A 15035-nucleotide genomic window follows, 5' to 3' on the forward strand; every position below is an offset into this window, starting at 1 on the left:
ACCGCTCAGCCCCGGCCGGGCGGGGCGGTCACGCCCGCGGTCCTCGTCGGCTTGCCCTTCGCTTTCGTCGGCTGCACGTCCACCGGCCGGTCGAGGTCCGAGGTTCCCGGCACCGCGCTGGGGGGCTCGACCTCCTCCACCGGTGCGGTGGACACGGCGGGCACGGGGGCGGTCGTGCCGCGAGGCACTTCTGTGGCCACCCCGATCACCGTCCCGGCCCGCTCCTGCTCCTGCTCCTGCTCCTGCTCCTGCTCCTGCTCCACCACGGTCACCGTGGACGGCGACTGGGTCACCACGACGGTGAGCGCCGTGGTGACGGCGGGCGGCTGCTGGGTCTCCGCAGGCGTGCGCCCGCTCAGGCCGAACACCGCCACCAGGGCGACCGCGCCGACCACCGGGACGATCCCGCCGAGCAGCAGCAGGGCCCGCCGCCGCGTCGTCCGCCGAGGCGTCCCGGGAGGGTCGACGGGCGGTTCGACGGGCTCGGGCGGCTCGAAGGGCTCGGGTCGGGCCGCCGCCTGCGCCCCGGTCAACGGCGAAGCGCCGACGCTGGCCAGCTCGGCGGCGGTGAGCAGCCGGGCGCACTCGGCGGCGGTGGGCCGCCGCGACGGCCTCGTGTGGGTCATCGCGGTCAGCACCTCGCCCCACGGCTCGGACAGGTGCTCGGGCACGCGCGGCTCGCGGTGCAGCCGGGCCAGCGCCGCCTCGGTGTCGCCGCCGGGGTACTCGGGCCGCCCGGTCAGGCACTCCAGCAGCACCAGGCCGAGCGCGTAGACGTCGGACGCCGGCCCGACGTCCGCGCCGCGCACCTGTTCGGGCGCGAGGTAGCCGGCCGTGCCGACCAGAATCCCGGACCGGGTCACGCGGGTCACCTGGGCCTGGAGCGCCAGCCCGAAATCGGCCAGGTAGGCGCGCCGCTCGCCGGGTTCGAGCAGGATGTTGGACGGTTTCACGTCGCGGTGCACGACGTCGTGCCGGTGCACGTGGGCGAGGATCTCGGCGACCTGCGCGCCGATCCGGGCCACCACCTCGGGCGGGAGCGGCTCGCGCATCCGGCGGCGCAGGGTGCCGCCCTCGACCGGCTGCATCACGTAGAACGGCCGGCCCCGGAACGAGCCGGTGTCGTAGACGGTGACCACGCCGGGGCACCGCAACCCGGCCAGGACCTGGGCCTCCCGGTCCAACCGGATCCGGTCCTCGGACGTCGCGGTGCCCTGGAACAGCTTGATCGCGACCTTGCGGTCCAACCGCGTGTCGAACGCCCGGTAGACCTCGGCCATGCCGCCGGACCCGTACAGGTCGCCTAACGCGTACCGCCCGTCGACCACTTCACCGGTCAGGTCCCCGTCCCACATCCGGCCGACCTCCACTGCGCTGACCGAGCCATCCGTGCGCCGGAAACTACCGTCACGCTCCGCAGCGGGCTACCCCGTTCGCCGTTTCGAGTCCATCTCCCGGCAACGTTCCGGTCACGGACCGCCACGTGTCCCGGTCGCGCGACGACCGCGCTGTTCGGGTTCGCGCGACACCGGGTACTCCCCCGCCATGACCGGACACGAGCCGACGCTCGACGAGTTCATCGACGACCCCGACGCCAAGCTGGACGCGCTGGGCGAGGTCGACGGGACCAGGGAAGCCCAGGACCCGGACGCCGACCAGGACGAGGAGTACCGCCACGACGAGACGTGACCGCCGGTCCGCGCGCGGTCCGGCGGTCGCGCCGGGGTCACGGTGCCGACGTGGCTCCGGACGTCGTCGGCCACACCGAGGTGGAGGAGGTGGGGGGTAGCGGCAGCGAGGTGTTCGGCGGGCCGCCCGACGCGAGCCGGGTACCGCTGCACAGGTGGGTGCCCAGGGTCGCGTAAGTGGCGTTGTGCGCGAACACCAGGTATTCGACGCCCCTGGTCAACCGGATGCCGCACATCGCGCCGTTGGTCGCGGTGAACACGTCGACGCGGCGCGGCAGGTCGCCCTGCTTGTACTCCTTGGTCACCCGCAACGTGTAGCGGTACTGGTCGTCGTTGGGCGTGTCCGGCTTGTTGGGCTCCAGCTTCTGGCTGAGCACGACGCCGGTGAACACCTGACTGGCTCTCGCGTAGCGCGTGGCTTCGGTGTCACCGGGCATGCAACTGCACGCGTTGGCCGTCCCGGTGAACGCCACGGTCAACAGCCCCGCGGCCATGGTCGCCGCGGCTGCGGCGTGGGCCAGGAAACGCAAGCGGGTCACAGGACGCTCCTCAACTCGGCAGGGCGGTGGACGTGGAGCAGGTGGGTGCGGCCACAGTGGTGGACGTGGGCATCCCGGTCGTGGTCGGCGGACCGCCCGAGGCGAGGCGGGTGCCGTCGCAGAGGCCGGACTTCACGCGCCCGCCGGTGCTGTCGCTCTTGCCGAACACCAGGTACCTGGTGCCGATCTTGAGTTCGATGCCGCACGCAGACCCCTGGACGTGCGTGGCGATCTCGACGCGGCGCGGGACGTCGCCCTTGTACTCCCTGCCCACCAGGACCGTGTAGATGAACTGGTCTTCGACGCGGACTTCACGGCGTTTGGCCGTCACGACAGCGACGAACACGTGGTCTGCTCGGGCGTAACGCCAGGACTCGTTGTCGCCGGGAAAGCAGCTACACGCGTTCGCGGTCCCCGCGAACACGGCGGTCAGCAGTCCGGCCGCCACGGTCACCGCTGCGGCTGCGTGCGCCAGGAAACGTAATCGTGCCAAGAGAACCCCCTGGTATCCAGGACGGTCGCGGCGGCACCGGGCCCAGCCTAACCCCCGGCGTGCAGTGCGAACCAGAGCTCGGCTCGCACCCCGGGCGAGTCCAGCGGCCGGCCCAGCAGCTCCTCCACGCGCCGCATCCGGTTGCGGATGGTGTGCCGGTGCACGCCCAGTTTCGCCGCCGCCGGGTCCCACTGGCCGTGGCAGCCCAGCCAGACCCGCAGGGACTCGCGCAGCGACGCGTCCAGCGGGGCCAGCAGGGTGGCCGCGTGGTGGGCGACATCCGGTGCCAGCAAACCGGATCCGGGCACGTCGGCGAAGTTCGCGACGTGCTCCTCCCGGGCCCGCAGCGCTTCCCGGTAGCCCCGCGCGACGCTGCCCGCGTCGACCTCGCCGGAGCCGTGCGCGGGCCCGTCGACCTCCCGCGCGAGCAGCACGACGTGACCTTCGTGATCCGCCCGGAAACCGGGCGGGTCGGCGTGCTCCTCCCCCGCGAGTTCCTTCGGCAGCACGAAGACCCGGAAGGGTCCCGCCGGCGCGTCGGCGACCGGCTGCCCGGCCAGCAGCAGGCGGAACTGGGCGGTGCGGAGCTCGCGGCGCACCGCGCCCACCGCGTCGGACTGCGCGAGCGCGAGGGTGAGCAGGGACGCGGCGGTGTTGACGATGTTGCGGTCGGCGACGTCCAGCGGACCGGCCGTGGCCACCGCCAGGTAGCCGCGCCGGCCGAGCACCTGCATCGCCAGGTGCCGCCCGTCCGCCTCCCAGGCCGAGCCCGCCGGGCCCGCGCCGAGCCGCCGGGCCTCGGCGCGCAGGTCGGGCAGCTCCCCGTCGGCGTGCGCGGTCGCGCCGGTCTCGTCGAGCAGCGCCACCGCGCCGCCGATCAGCACCGCCAGCCGGCGCACCACGGTCCCGGTCGAGGTCAGCGCGGCGCGGGTGAGCGCGCGCTGGGCGTCGCTCGTGCGGGTCAGGGCGGCGTACTCGTCCGCCGCGACGGCCCGCGACACGGCCTTGGTGATCGCGATGAACGGGACCTTGCGCGGGACCTCCACCAGCGGCAGCCCGGCCGCGCGGGCGGCGGCGACCAGGTCGGCGGGCACGTGCCGGTGGCTCAGCCCGGTGCCGAACCCGAGGCCGGCCGCGCCCGCGCCGACCAGCCGGCGCACGTAGGCGCGGTGCGGGCCGAGCGCGATGCCGGTGGTGAGCAGCAGCTCCCCGCCTTCGAGGAACGGCGTCGGGTCGGCCAGCTCCGTGCTGTGCACCCAGGACACCGGCCGGTCCAGGCCCGCGTCGACCTGCACCGTCAGGCCCACCTCGCGGGCCAGGCTCTCCACCGTGAGCGGCATGGACACTTTGTACAGTGTCTCTGCCCACGTTCGCCATTCCCTCCACTGGCCGGTTCGGCTCCGGGGACGGATGCTGGACCCGTGACCCGACTGCGCACCCAGATCCCCGGCCCCCGGTCGTTGGAGCTCGCCGCCCGCCGCAAGGGCGCGGTCGCGGCCGGGGTGGGCTCGACCCTGCCGGTGTACGTGGAGCGGGCCGAGGACGGGGTGCTGGTCGACGTGGACGGCAACCGGCTGATCGACCTGGCGTCGGGCATCGCGGTGACCGGTGTCGGCAACCCCGCGCCACGCGTGGCGGCGGCCGTGCACGAGCAGATCGACCGGTTCAGCCACACGTGCTTCATGGTCACGCCTTACGAGGGGTACGTGGAGGTGTGCGAGCGGCTCAACGCGTTGACGCCCGGCACCCACGAGAAGCGCTCCGTGCTGTTCAACTCCGGCGCGGAAGCGGTGGAGAACGCGGTGAAGATCGCCCGCCACGCCACCGGGCGCGCGCCGGTCGTCGTGTTCGACCACGCCTACCACGGGCGCACGAACCTCACGATGGCGATGACCGCCAAGAACATGCCCTACAAGCACGGTTTCGGGCCGTTCGCGTCCGACGTGTACCGCGCACCGATGTCCTACCCGTACCGCGACGGGCTGACCGGCCCCGAGGCCGCCGCGCGCACGGTCGACGTGATCGAGAAGCAGGTGGACAAGCCGGCGTGCCTGGTGATCGAGCCGATCCAGGGCGAGGGCGGGTTCATCGAGCCCGCCCCCGGCTTCCTCGCCGCGCTGGCGGCCTGGTGCCGGGAGAGCGGCGTGCTGCTCGTCGCCGACGAGATCCAGACCGGGTTCTGCCGCACCGGCGCGTGGTTCGCCTGCGAGCACCAGGACGTGGTGCCGGACCTGGTCACGACCGCCAAGGGCATCGCGGGCGGGCTGCCGCTGGCCGCCGTGACCGGTCGCGCCGAGGTGCTGGACTCGGTGCACGCCGGCGGGCTGGGCGGGACCTACGGGGGCAACCCGGTCGCGTGCGCCGCCGCGCTGGGCGCGATCGACACCATGGTCGAGCTCGACCTGAACGCCGCCGCCCAGCGCATCGAGGAGACCGTGCTCCCCCGGCTGCGCGCCGCCGTCGGCGGGCACGGCGACGTGCGCGGGCGCGGTGCGATGCTGGCGGTCGAGTTCGCCGACCGGACCCCCGAGGTCGCCGCCCGGGTCGCCAGGGCGTGCCACGCGGCCGGCGTGGTCGTCCTCACCTGCGGGACCCACGGCAACGTCATCCGCCTCCTGCCGCCGCTGGTGATCCCGGACGGGGTGCTGGCGGAGGGCGTGGCGGTGCTGGAACAGGCAATAGTCGAAGGAGTCGGACGATGAACACCCCGTACTGGGTCGCCGGGCAGGCCACGTCGAGCGCGGACGTGCTGGAGGTGCGCAGCCCGTTCGACGGCGCGCTCGCCGGCACGACGTCGAACGCGACGGCGCAGGACGTGGAACGCGCCGTCGCCGCCGCGTCCGACGTGGCCGAGGAGTTCGCGTCCCTGCCCGCGCACGCCCGCGCCGCCGCGCTGGACCACGTGTCCCGCCGGCTGGCCGAGCGCGCCGAGGAGGTCGCCGCGTTGATCACCGCCGAGTCCGGCAAGCCGCTGAAGTGGTCCCGGATGGAGGTGACCCGGGCGGTCTCGACGTTCCGCTGGGCCGCCGAGGAGGCCCGCCGGTTCTCCGGCGAGCTCCAGCGCCTGGACACCGACCCGGCGGCCTCCGGCCGGATGGCGCTGGTCCGACGGGCCCCGCGCGGCGTCGTGCTGGGCATCGCGCCGTTCAACTTCCCGCTGAACCTGGTGGCGCACAAGGTCGCGCCCGCCATCGCGGTCGGCGCGCCGATCGTCCTCAAGCCCGCGCCGTCGACCCCGCTGGTCGCGCTGCTGCTGGGGTCGATCCTGGCCGAGACCGACCTCCCGGCCGGGTCGTGGTCGGTGATCCCGGTGCCCAACGAGGTCGCGGGCGAGCTCGTCGCGGACCCGCGCCTGCCGATCGTGTCGTTCACCGGGTCGGGCCCGGTGGGCTACGGAATCCTGGACCGCGTGCCGCGCAAGCACGTCGTGCTGGAGCTGGGCGGCAACGCCGCCGCCGTCGTCTGCCCCGACTGGGCGGACCTGGACTGGGCGGCGCAGCGGATCGCCACCTTCGCCATGTACCAGGGCGGCCAGTCGTGCATCTCGGTGCAGCGGGTGTACCTGCACGCCGACGTGTACGACGAGGTGGCCGACGCGGTCGTGGCCCACGTGCGCAAGCTCGGCACCGGCGCGCCCCAGGACCCGTCGACCGACGTCGGCCCGCTGATCAACGAGGCCGCCGCGCAGCGCGTCGAGAGCTGGGTGGACGAGGCCGTCGCGGCGGGCGCGACCCTGCTGACCGGCGGGACCCGGGACGGCGCGGTGTACGCCCCGACCGTGCTGGCCGACGTGCCGGCGGACTGCAAGGTGGTGGACGAGGAGGTCTTCGGCCCGGTGGTCGTGCTGACCAGGGTGGAGTCGGTCGAGGAGGCGTTCGACAAGGTCAACGCCTCGCGGTTCGGCCTCCAGGCGGGCCTGTTCACCAACGACGTGCGGCTGGCGTTCAAGGCGTCCAAGCGCCTGGCGGTAGGCGGAGTGATCGTCGGCGACGTCCCGAGCTTCCGCGCGGACCAGATGCCCTACGGCGGCGTGAAGGAGTCCGGCACCGGCCGCGAAGGCGTACTGGCCGCGATGACCGACCTGACCGAGGAGCGCGTTCTGGTCCTCACCGGCCTGGACCTGTAACCCACCCGACCGCTGCCCGCGCGTGCTCTCCACACTGCCGGTGTGGAGAGCACGCACGGGCAGACTGTTGGGGATCTACTGGCGTGAACGACGGCAGCAATGCGGAACCCAACCGCCGAACACACGGTCACCGCGTGCGGTGTGAACCGCGATCCGCACCCATAGCGGCTCGGTAGTGACCCTTACTGAGCTGGCGATGCTCATGGAAAACCCGCAGCCCGCAGCCGATCACCAGATGAAGCACGCAATGCGACAAGTGACAGATTCTCGTGACAGCGGAACCAGCGCTCTGCCGTCCGCGCCTACCGAGTGAAGAGGCGGTGAGCACCGCTCTCGTTCGGGCCGGCCGCGTCGCTTGACCACAGAGAGTCGCCGTGAGGTGCGAACCCGCGCGAACCACGGCCCGGTCGGGTTTGTGGCGTGCCCGCCGCACGGAGGTGCCCAGGTAGTGAACACCTCTGCCCTGCGCTTGCCGATGAGCCCATCCACGCAGGTTGGGGTATACGGAGCACACAAGTCCGGACTGCCGCCGCCGACACCAGCGACTGGGCGGCCTCCTCAACACCCACCACCAGGCGGTCCGGCCTGCACGAACGGCATCCCCGGCAAGCACAGTGCCGGGGAGCCGGGAGCGACGGTCTCGTGGGGCTCGATCCGGGTCACCGCTTCTTCTTGCGCTTGCCGGAGCCGGGCACGGTCCCGGTCTTCACTCGGGCAGGGGGTTCGGGGTATGCCTCGATGTAGTTCTGCCCCTCCATGAAGCTCAGGAAGCTTTTCACCACCAAGCGGTACAGGACGTACAGGAACCCGATGGAGGCGACAGCGAGGATCGCGACGTTCCAGGGGTTCACCACCCCGTCCACGACGTAGAACTGTTCCTGCCACTTCGTCGAGCCCGTGGCCAGCGACAGCGTCATGCCCGACAAGGCGAACAGTGGCATCAGCAGGAAGCCGGCCACGGGGATCAGGCGGTACGGTCGGTAGTCGGTGCGGTAGTGGACGCCGGCGCGGCGCTGGGCGCGGGTGAGCGCGTTGGTCCTGCGGACACCGCTCTTCCGCCGCCACTCGTCCTCGGCGAGTTCGCCGTCGTCGACTTCCACCTCGGCTGATCGCGCCTTGACCGCGCGCAGAACGGTACGTCCGACCCCATGCGTAACCGGCACGAGCAGTTCGCGTGCGGTGCCGACGATGTGCAGCGCGGGACCGGGAGTCACGTCGAACTCGCGTGCGTTCGCCTCCGGCAGACCGGAGAACACCAGCACCCGGCAGACCGTCTCCTGTTCGACGTCGACCAACTCGATGGACCGAAGCGCCTGCCACGGCACCGCGATCGCGTCACGTGACCGCTTCCGGCGTGAGGCCAGACTGTCCAGTACGAGTCTGTCGTGCCGAACGCACAACCGCGCCTTGAGACCCCTGGCACGAAACGGGATCTCCAGTCGCGACGCGATCAACTCGTCCGTGACGGGGCGGGTCATGACGAGCCGTACTGCCTCGCTCAACGCCCAGCAGGCCACGATCAACCCCACGCCGACCGCAAGCGCGATCGGCGCGTTCCTCTTCTCCGTGAGGGAGAGGCAGGTGAAGACCGCGAGGAACAGACCCGGAATTGCCGCCCAGCGGACCCAGATCGGCCACATCGTCGTGCGGTGCCGATGCCACCAGAGCCCGGTGCCGATGATCAACCAGATGCCGATGCCGCCCAACAGCATGTCGACCGGCCCGGTCGGGGACGGATCGGCTCGGCCTGCGAGTTCGGCGTCCCACGCATCAAGGCGCGTGTAGGCGACGACCGGTACGGCCGCGCCGAGGGTGACCAGGATCAGTCCGGCCGTCCTGCGCGCGAACGCCTCGATCACAGGTCGCCTTCCACGCGCCGGAACGGGTCCGTCCTGCCCGCGTTCCCGCGCTGCTCCTCCCAGTGCTTTTTCCAGGCTTCGTCTTTCACGTCCTGTTTGACCTGGGCATCGGCCTCGCGGTGGGTCTGGTCGCTCCACTCCTGGACCGCCGCGTTGCCGAGGATTTTGGGGTAGTTCGGGAGGCTGACCTCCGGCCGGCCGGGCCCGAGGGAGATCTCTCGTTCGAGCATGTCGCCGGCGTTGTCCAGCCGGGGGTCGCCGGTGCCCATGCGTTCGCGGAGGTTGTCGTTGCGCGTGCCCGCCAGCGAGTCGATCGCGTCCTTCTTGTCGCCTTTCAGCTTCTCGCCCTGGTCGCCGAGAGCCTCCAACCGCTTGGCGTCACCCGCGTCGAGCTTGCCCGCCTGCGCCTTCTTCGCCATGTTCAGCGCCTGGTTGGCGTGCTTCGCGGCGTCGCGGTTGTAGTTCGTCACGGTCTTTTCGAGGTTCCTGGTCGTTCCCTTGATCATGTTCCGCGAGTTCTTGGCGTCGTCGGCGACCTTCTCAAGCTGCTTGACCACTTTGCTGATCTTCTTGGCGTTCTTGCCTGCCGTGATCGCGCCCTGCACGACGGTGTCGGCGATGAACGCCGCCTGGGACGCACCGAACGTGACCGGTGCCAGCGCGGTCGCCGCCGCGAACTTGATGATCGCGTTCGACACGAACGCCGCGATGGCGTCACGGACCGCGCCGCGCACGACACCGACGGCCGACGCGGCCACGGTCATGGCGTGGGCGGCGGAGGTGGCGTGGCCGGCACCGCCCGCGACCACGTTGGAGAAGTCCCGCACGGCCTTGCGGTAACCGTCGATCGCCGCACCCTGGGAACCGCTCAGCGTGTCGAGGGTGTCAGAGTACTTCTCGGAGGTCTCCCGCATGCGCTCTGCGATGTTGTTCCACGTCGTCGCCATCGCGTTCACAGCGTCCGGGTCGCCCGCGAGCAGGTCGAGGCATTCCTTGAGGAATCCGATGTGCTCGATGAGCCAGCCGATGCCCGCGGACAGCAGGCTGCCCAGCGGGTTGGTCACGAACCCGAGCAGGTCCATGCCGACTGCGGCGAGGTCACCGGCGACGGCACCCCAGTCGCCCTTGACCCCGTCGTAGATCGTGTTGGCGGCGCTGCCGAAGATGCCGGAGGCGTCCCATGCCTGGGTCGGGCTGTCGAAGTTGGAGAACCCGGTGAGATCGTCGGCTTCGAATCCCTCGGACGCGGTGAGGGGGTTCAGTTCCGTGGTGTTCTTCGGTTCCTCGTCGCTCACGGTTTGGCTCCGTCCAGGCCTTCACGCAGCTTCCCGAACGCCTGCGCCATTGCCTCTTCCTGGTCGGCGTAGGTCTGGCGCATGCCGGCGAAACGCTCCACCACCGCGTCGCCCGCTTGCTTGACCGTGCCGACGTACTCGCTCGCGTCGTCCGTCCAGTTCTTCATCACCAGCGCGAAGAACTGGCCGACGACGCCCCATGCCTGCACGTTGCCGACGTAGTCGGACGCCGCGTCCGCCGCGTCCGGGAGTCCCGTGATGAGCGCCTTGAGTTCGCGCTCGTGCGCTTCGAGCACCGCGAGGTCGACTTGGTACCCGCCGGACATCACCAACCACCGTCCTTCTTGAACAGGCCGCGCTGGTCGTAATCGGTGTCGTCGTCCTCGACCGGGCGACGCACCGGCCGGGCGGCTGGCGTCTGCCGGGTCGCCGCCGCGTCCTGCTGTTCCTCGTTCACCACGAACTGCGGCTGCGGCTCGCCGGTGTGCTCGTCGGAGACGTCGATCGGCGGGATCTGCTCCCGGACGAAACGCATCGCGTCGCTGTTGTCGCCGACCACCGGAGCCATGATCGTGGCGATTTGGTCGACGGCCCGCGCCTGGGCGCGCTTTGCCGTGGACATCACCAGCGCGGCCAGGCGTTCCTTCGGCATGTCGTCGGCCTTCGAACCGAACGACAAGCTCACCAAGGCACCGCCCGCGCTGACGCTCACGCTCACCGCACCATCGGAGCTGGTGGCGGAACCGGTCAGCTCGGCGATCCTGGCTTTGGCTTCCTCAGCCCGCTCCAAGAGGGCCGACGTGCGGCTCTCGTGATCTTCGATCATCCGGTGGGGGTCGGTCATCAAGCTCTCCTCACGAGGAAACCACCATGTCGGCGATGCGGCGCAGCCGGCCCGCGACCCAGCCGTGGTCGTGTGACAGCACACGCCGGGCGCAGGCTTCGAGGCGACTCCACAAGTTCAGCTCCCACCACTGGCGCACCCAGTCCGGTTCGTCGGGCATGAACCCGGCCAGCAGCACCCGACAGCGCTCGTCGTCGGGCAGCGCCCCGGAGACGGCGAAGGTCACGCCCGTGCCGAATGGCATCAGCGTCGGCATGGCGTTCAGCCGGCGGCGTGCCAGGCGTTGCAGCGAGCCCATCTCGCCGCGCGGGAACGCCGGCCGGTGATCGTCCAGCCGCCCGGTCACCGCCCGGTCCTCACGCCGTCGCCAGTGCACCGAGCCTGCCCGCCATCGTGGTGAAGTCCGCCGGCTGCACCGTCATCCACGTTCCGCCGTCGCCCGCGACGCGGTAGTGCAGGTACCGGCCGGCGGGCGTGTCGAAGTACGTCACCGGTGCGGCGGACCGCACCCGGTTGCCGTGCCGATCCCGCCGGCAGGCGTACAGCTGCCCGCCGCCCAGCCTCGGCGCGGCCAGCAACCGGCGCAGCTCCTGCACCTGCTGCTGGTGCGGTGTGGTGACCGGCCGGTTGGCCTGGAGGAACGACCCGCCGCCCTCATCCGGGCTTGTCGGCTTCTCGCTCAGCACGTCGGCCGGCAGCGAGATCATCCGCCCTCGACCGGGCGGCGCTTCGGGCAGTGCAGCGATCAGCGCCTGCGCGGCGTCGTCCGCCCGGACGGACTCAAGGACGAATCGCTGGTCGGGCGTGACCACCACCCGCAGGGCATCCTCACCCGACACGACGACCAACGCCGAGCGGGTCGGTTCGTCACCGTGGTTGAAGAACGCGTAGAACTCGGTGCTCGCCTCGGCGATCAGCCGCAATGCGCGGGCGAAGTCGTCACGGACGCGGTGCCCACGCGCCAGGCCGTGCTGCTCCAACGCCGCCCAACCCCCACGGAACACCGCCAACCCACCGTCGAGGTCGCCTTCGGCGATCGCCTCGCCATCGACATCCAACTCCACCATCAGCGCGCGGTGCAGACCCGGCAGACCCTCCGCCTGCCAGGCCACGTACACCGACGCCACGGGCAACTCAACCGTGCCGCTCAGCACAACTCCGACCCTTCGCCGCTACTCACCGATCACCGGTGGCGCGACCATCCGGCCGTCCCCGAACGCCTCGTCGTTGGGCTCGACGTACTTCGTCTTGTGCTCCAGGTCGTCAGCGCCCTCACCACGACCCGCACCCGCGCCGCCGGCCATGCCGCCCATCGCACCGGCACCAGAACCACGACCACCCGCACCGGCAGCCGAACCACCGGTCGGGCCGAAACCGCGTCCCTGATCGCCCAGCACACCGCTACCGCCACCCGGACCCATCGGCCCGAACCCACCCGGCGACCGCGGCGCACCACCCAGACCACCGGCCCCGTGCGGCCCGCCGCCACCCAGACCACCCGCGCCACCACGACCCAACCCGACCGCCGCCGGACCACCGGGGGCACCAGGAGGACGGACACCCGGCGCACCACCCGGGCGGGGAACGGGCACACCGGGCCTGTCACCACGTCCGGGGACACCGGGCCTGGTGTTCCGGCCACCACCCGGCAACGGCACACCCGGCAACGGCACACCGGGAAGCCGCACCCCGGGCAATCCGCCACCGGTCGGCGGCGGATTGCCACCGGGCAGCGTCGGATTCTGCCCCGCGGGGATCGGAGCAGTCCACGACGGCGACGTGGTGCCCGAGGTCGAACCCGGCGGATACGACGTAGTGCCCACACCACTGGTGCCGGTCCGGTCGGTGTGCCCCTCGTACCGGTCCACCTGCTCGATCTGTGGCGGTGGGGTTTCCGCGACGGTGGCCGTCGAGGAGTTGGGCGACTCGAACTTCGGCATCGACGACATGCTGCTGCTGGCGCGCTCCGCATAGGCGTTGAGCGCCTGCATGTTCGCCTCGTCCACGGCGCTGCTGCGCTCCACCGCCTCGTCGTAGTCCGTGTCCCACGGAACCACGCCGTTGTACCAAGGCTTATCCGGCACATCCACCGGCCGCTGAACCGAATTCTGCGTAGTGCGGAAAGCGTCACTCACCTCAGCCACGGTGGCCGAACCACCAGCAGCGCTTGTACCAGCGGCATCAGCCCACGAACCGAGCGGCGAAGTCGACCCACGCATCTGATCACCGGCAGAGCCGCCCCACGTGGCACCCGAGTCCCGCACAGCCTTGCTGACCAGATCGCTGATCTCAGACTGCATCGCGGCGACCTCGGCCCACGTCTCGTACGCGGGGTCTGTCGTCCGCGCAGGCCCTTTGCCTTCATGAAACCAGCCGTAGACCTTTTTCGCGCACAGCGCAGCACCTAGCGGCCCGTGCAGAAAAAGGGTTAGGTCCATGTCGATGTCATTGCCGCCCGGACCAGGCACGGACCCTATCCCTTCAAGTTTCCGATAACAGTTGCGGCAACCTTTTCACTGGCACCGCACGAGTCTTTCCACTCGGCAGACTCCTCATTCTCGTTGAGCACTTGAACGAGAATTGCGCCGACGCTCGACGTTCCCACCGCTGTCGAACACGTCCCTTTTCCGTCAGTAATGTCATAGCTGACAGCCGGATAGCCGGATACCTCGGTCTCCTTGACCACCGGCGAACCCTCGACGCTTTCGATGATCGTGTCGATGGTACTGCCGTCATCGTAGATGGTGACATCGTAACGAGTGCCCTTGAGTACATCCTTTGCTCCCCAGCCACAACCAGGGCCGAGAGCCCCGTCATCAGGCTCCGGAGCGTCGAACTCGCCCAACTCGGCCAACTGGGCAGGCTTGAGCAGGTCGCATGGCCGGTCGGCGAACTTCTTGGGGTCAAGCTCAGGTTCGGGGAAGGCGGACTTGTCGGCGGCCGTCGTTCGAGTTGGCCCGCCAGTGGTTGTCGGAGAAGTCGGAGAAGTCGGAGTGCCGGGACTCTGCTCGGAGCAGCCGGATACGATACTCGCCAGCATTGCCGCAGCAAACAGGACCAGAGTCTTCGACTTCAATTGCTCATCCTTCACTGCTTCAGTGCTTCGCGAGCGGCATCATCGGTCTTGCCATAATCGTCGATCGCCTTCTGGATATTCTCAATCGTATGCTCAAAAGCCTTGCGCGCTTCCCTGTTCGCCCAACCGTAGCCACCCTCCCCGTCGCCCGCCGACTGCCGAATAGCCAAGGCGGTGAACCCGCTGTACGGGTCTTTTCCTGGAGATTGGATGCTGCGCAGCGCAGTCGACTTCTGGTAAGCCTTGTCAAGCTCTTTGATGGCTTGCCCAAGGGTCTCAATCAGCTTGGGTGCTTGAGCGATATCGATGCTGAACTGCGTCTGGGTGATGTTCGCCCAGACCCCGCCGGCGACTCCGGCCGCCACTGTGCCGACCGTTTCGGCCGCGAAGCTGATGCGTTCACCCGCTTGGGCCCACATCCCGCCGCCCTCTTCAGCCATGTCCGTCCGCGCTCCCCTCGGCCGACTGGTAGACGATGATGGCAGAGCACGGGTTCCGCTGTCAGGCGAAGTCGTCACTCAGGTGGCAGAACGCGCTCCGCAGCGTGACGGGCCGGCGTCTCCGACTTCTCCGGGAGCCTGGTCAGCCTGGTGTGACAGATGGAGGACTTCGCCCGTGGCCGTGGTCAAGACAGCGCGCACCCTCGTCGATGCCGCTTAGGGGCTGCGGGCTGTCCGGCGGCGTCGGTGTGGAACACCCATCACGTCGGCAGGACGACAGAAACCGAAAGGTCACAAGGATTCTCCGGTTACCCGCGTACTGCCACCGTCCAGCGCAGTGCGTGTTCGGACGGATGCCCGGGAACGCACCGACCGCGAACAACGCCCCTGGTACGAGCAGCCAGCCGACCCAACGCTCGGCCGGCTTTCTTGCCGGCTTCTTGGAAGAACCCGCCCGTCGTGCCGCACAGGTGTCTTGCGATGCCTGTCACCTGGCATTGCGGTACCGGCCAGGCGGGGGTCGTCATGACCACCCGGTCAATACCTGGATGTAGCCTGCCTGTACTCAGACCAGGCGCGCGCTGTGGCTGATCAGCGCAGAAGATCTGCGGTCGAAGCCGGGAGCCGAAGCCGCCGGCCACGGTCTGCCCTCTGCTGCATTAAATTGAAGCCTTC

Annotated in this window: 16 protein-coding genes; 3 read left to right on the forward strand and 13 right to left on the reverse strand. The window is 70.2% G+C overall.

Annotated features, from left to right (window positions below; translation table 11 throughout):
- Window positions 1-5: 5 nt before the first annotated feature.
- Complete coding sequence (locus AB0G01_RS19415) at window positions 6-1355, reverse strand: serine/threonine-protein kinase (RefSeq protein WP_360947256.1); 1350 nt, start codon at window positions 1353-1355, stop codon at window positions 6-8.
- A gap of 190 nt (window positions 1356-1545) precedes the next feature.
- Here AB0G01_RS19415 and AB0G01_RS19420 point away from each other — a divergent pair, with 190 nt between their 5' ends.
- Window positions 1546-1689 carry a hypothetical protein gene (locus AB0G01_RS19420; RefSeq protein ID WP_360947258.1) on the forward strand — a complete coding sequence of 48 codons (144 nt, stop codon included), beginning with the start codon at window positions 1546-1548 and terminating at the stop codon, window positions 1687-1689.
- Between the two features lie 37 nt (window positions 1690-1726).
- Here the strand turns inward: AB0G01_RS19420 and AB0G01_RS19425 are convergent, their stop codons facing one another.
- The 3 genes from AB0G01_RS19425 to AB0G01_RS19435 are packed head-to-tail and all read right to left on the reverse strand — an operon-like array spanning window position 1727 to window position 4060.
- On the reverse strand, window positions 1727-2227 hold the full coding sequence (locus AB0G01_RS19425) for a hypothetical protein (protein ID WP_360947260.1): 501 nt from the start codon (window positions 2225-2227) through the stop codon (window positions 1727-1729).
- 10 nt (window positions 2228-2237) lie between these two features.
- The gene (locus AB0G01_RS19430; protein ID WP_360947262.1) at window positions 2238-2720 is read right to left on the reverse strand and encodes a hypothetical protein; all 483 of its coding nucleotides are present in this window, start codon (window positions 2718-2720) and stop codon (window positions 2238-2240) included.
- A 47-nt stretch (window positions 2721-2767) separates the two neighbouring features.
- A complete protein-coding gene (locus tag AB0G01_RS19435; RefSeq protein WP_360947264.1) occupies window positions 2768-4060 on the reverse strand; it encodes a PucR family transcriptional regulator in 1293 nt (430 codons plus the stop codon).
- An 81-nt stretch (window positions 4061-4141) separates the two neighbouring features.
- Between AB0G01_RS19435 and gabT the strand changes: the two genes are divergently transcribed.
- On the forward strand, window positions 4142-5422 hold the full coding sequence (gene gabT, locus AB0G01_RS19440; RefSeq protein WP_360947266.1) for a 4-aminobutyrate--2-oxoglutarate transaminase: 1281 nt from the start codon (window positions 4142-4144) through the stop codon (window positions 5420-5422).
- Entirely contained in the window at window positions 5419-6846 is a 1428-nt protein-coding gene (locus AB0G01_RS19445; RefSeq protein ID WP_360947268.1) for an aldehyde dehydrogenase family protein, read from the forward strand. The genes gabT and AB0G01_RS19445 overlap by 4 nt, the downstream gene beginning before the upstream one ends.
- Window positions 6847-7505: 659 nt before the next feature.
- Here the strand turns inward: AB0G01_RS19445 and AB0G01_RS19450 are convergent.
- The 9 genes from AB0G01_RS19450 to AB0G01_RS19490 are packed head-to-tail and all read right to left on the reverse strand — an operon-like array spanning window position 7506 to window position 14360.
- On the reverse strand, window positions 7506-8705 hold the full coding sequence (locus tag AB0G01_RS19450) for a hypothetical protein (protein ID WP_360947270.1): 1200 nt from the start codon (window positions 8703-8705) through the stop codon (window positions 7506-7508).
- The gene (locus tag AB0G01_RS19455; protein ID WP_360947272.1) at window positions 8702-10000 is read right to left on the reverse strand and encodes a hypothetical protein; all 1299 of its coding nucleotides are present in this window, start codon (window positions 9998-10000) and stop codon (window positions 8702-8704) included. Before AB0G01_RS19455 ends, AB0G01_RS19450 begins: the two co-directional genes overlap by 4 nt.
- A complete protein-coding gene (locus tag AB0G01_RS19460; RefSeq protein ID WP_360947274.1) occupies window positions 9997-10332 on the reverse strand; it encodes a hypothetical protein in 336 nt (111 codons plus the stop codon). The genes AB0G01_RS19455 and AB0G01_RS19460 overlap by 4 nt, the downstream gene beginning before the upstream one ends.
- The gene (locus AB0G01_RS19465; protein WP_360947276.1) at window positions 10326-10844 is read right to left on the reverse strand and encodes a YbaB/EbfC family nucleoid-associated protein; all 519 of its coding nucleotides are present in this window, start codon (window positions 10842-10844) and stop codon (window positions 10326-10328) included. Before AB0G01_RS19465 ends, AB0G01_RS19460 begins: the two co-directional genes overlap by 7 nt.
- 10 nt (window positions 10845-10854) lie before the next feature.
- Window positions 10855-11190, reverse strand: coding sequence for a hypothetical protein (locus tag AB0G01_RS19470; RefSeq protein ID WP_360947278.1), 336 nt, complete (start codon window positions 11188-11190; stop codon window positions 10855-10857).
- A gap of 10 nt (window positions 11191-11200) precedes the next feature.
- Window positions 11201-11971 carry an ESX secretion-associated protein EspG gene (locus tag AB0G01_RS19475; protein WP_360947280.1) on the reverse strand — a complete coding sequence of 257 codons (771 nt, stop codon included), beginning with the start codon at window positions 11969-11971 and terminating at the stop codon, window positions 11201-11203.
- A gap of 45 nt (window positions 11972-12016) precedes the next feature.
- The gene (locus tag AB0G01_RS19480) at window positions 12017-13312 is read right to left on the reverse strand and encodes a hypothetical protein (protein ID WP_360947282.1); all 1296 of its coding nucleotides are present in this window, start codon (window positions 13310-13312) and stop codon (window positions 12017-12019) included.
- A 5-nt stretch (window positions 13313-13317) separates the two neighbouring features.
- On the reverse strand, window positions 13318-13935 hold the full coding sequence (locus AB0G01_RS19485; protein ID WP_360947284.1) for a DUF3558 domain-containing protein: 618 nt from the start codon (window positions 13933-13935) through the stop codon (window positions 13318-13320).
- Window positions 13932-14360 carry a hypothetical protein gene (locus tag AB0G01_RS19490; RefSeq protein ID WP_360947286.1) on the reverse strand — a complete coding sequence of 143 codons (429 nt, stop codon included), beginning with the start codon at window positions 14358-14360 and terminating at the stop codon, window positions 13932-13934. The genes AB0G01_RS19485 and AB0G01_RS19490 overlap by 4 nt, the downstream gene beginning before the upstream one ends.
- Between the last annotated feature and the right edge of the window lie 675 nt (window positions 14361-15035).

The sequence above is a fragment of the Actinosynnema sp. NPDC023587 genome (assembly GCF_040640215.1).
In the GTDB taxonomy this organism is placed as follows: Bacteria; Actinomycetota; Actinomycetes; order Mycobacteriales; family Pseudonocardiaceae; genus Actinosynnema.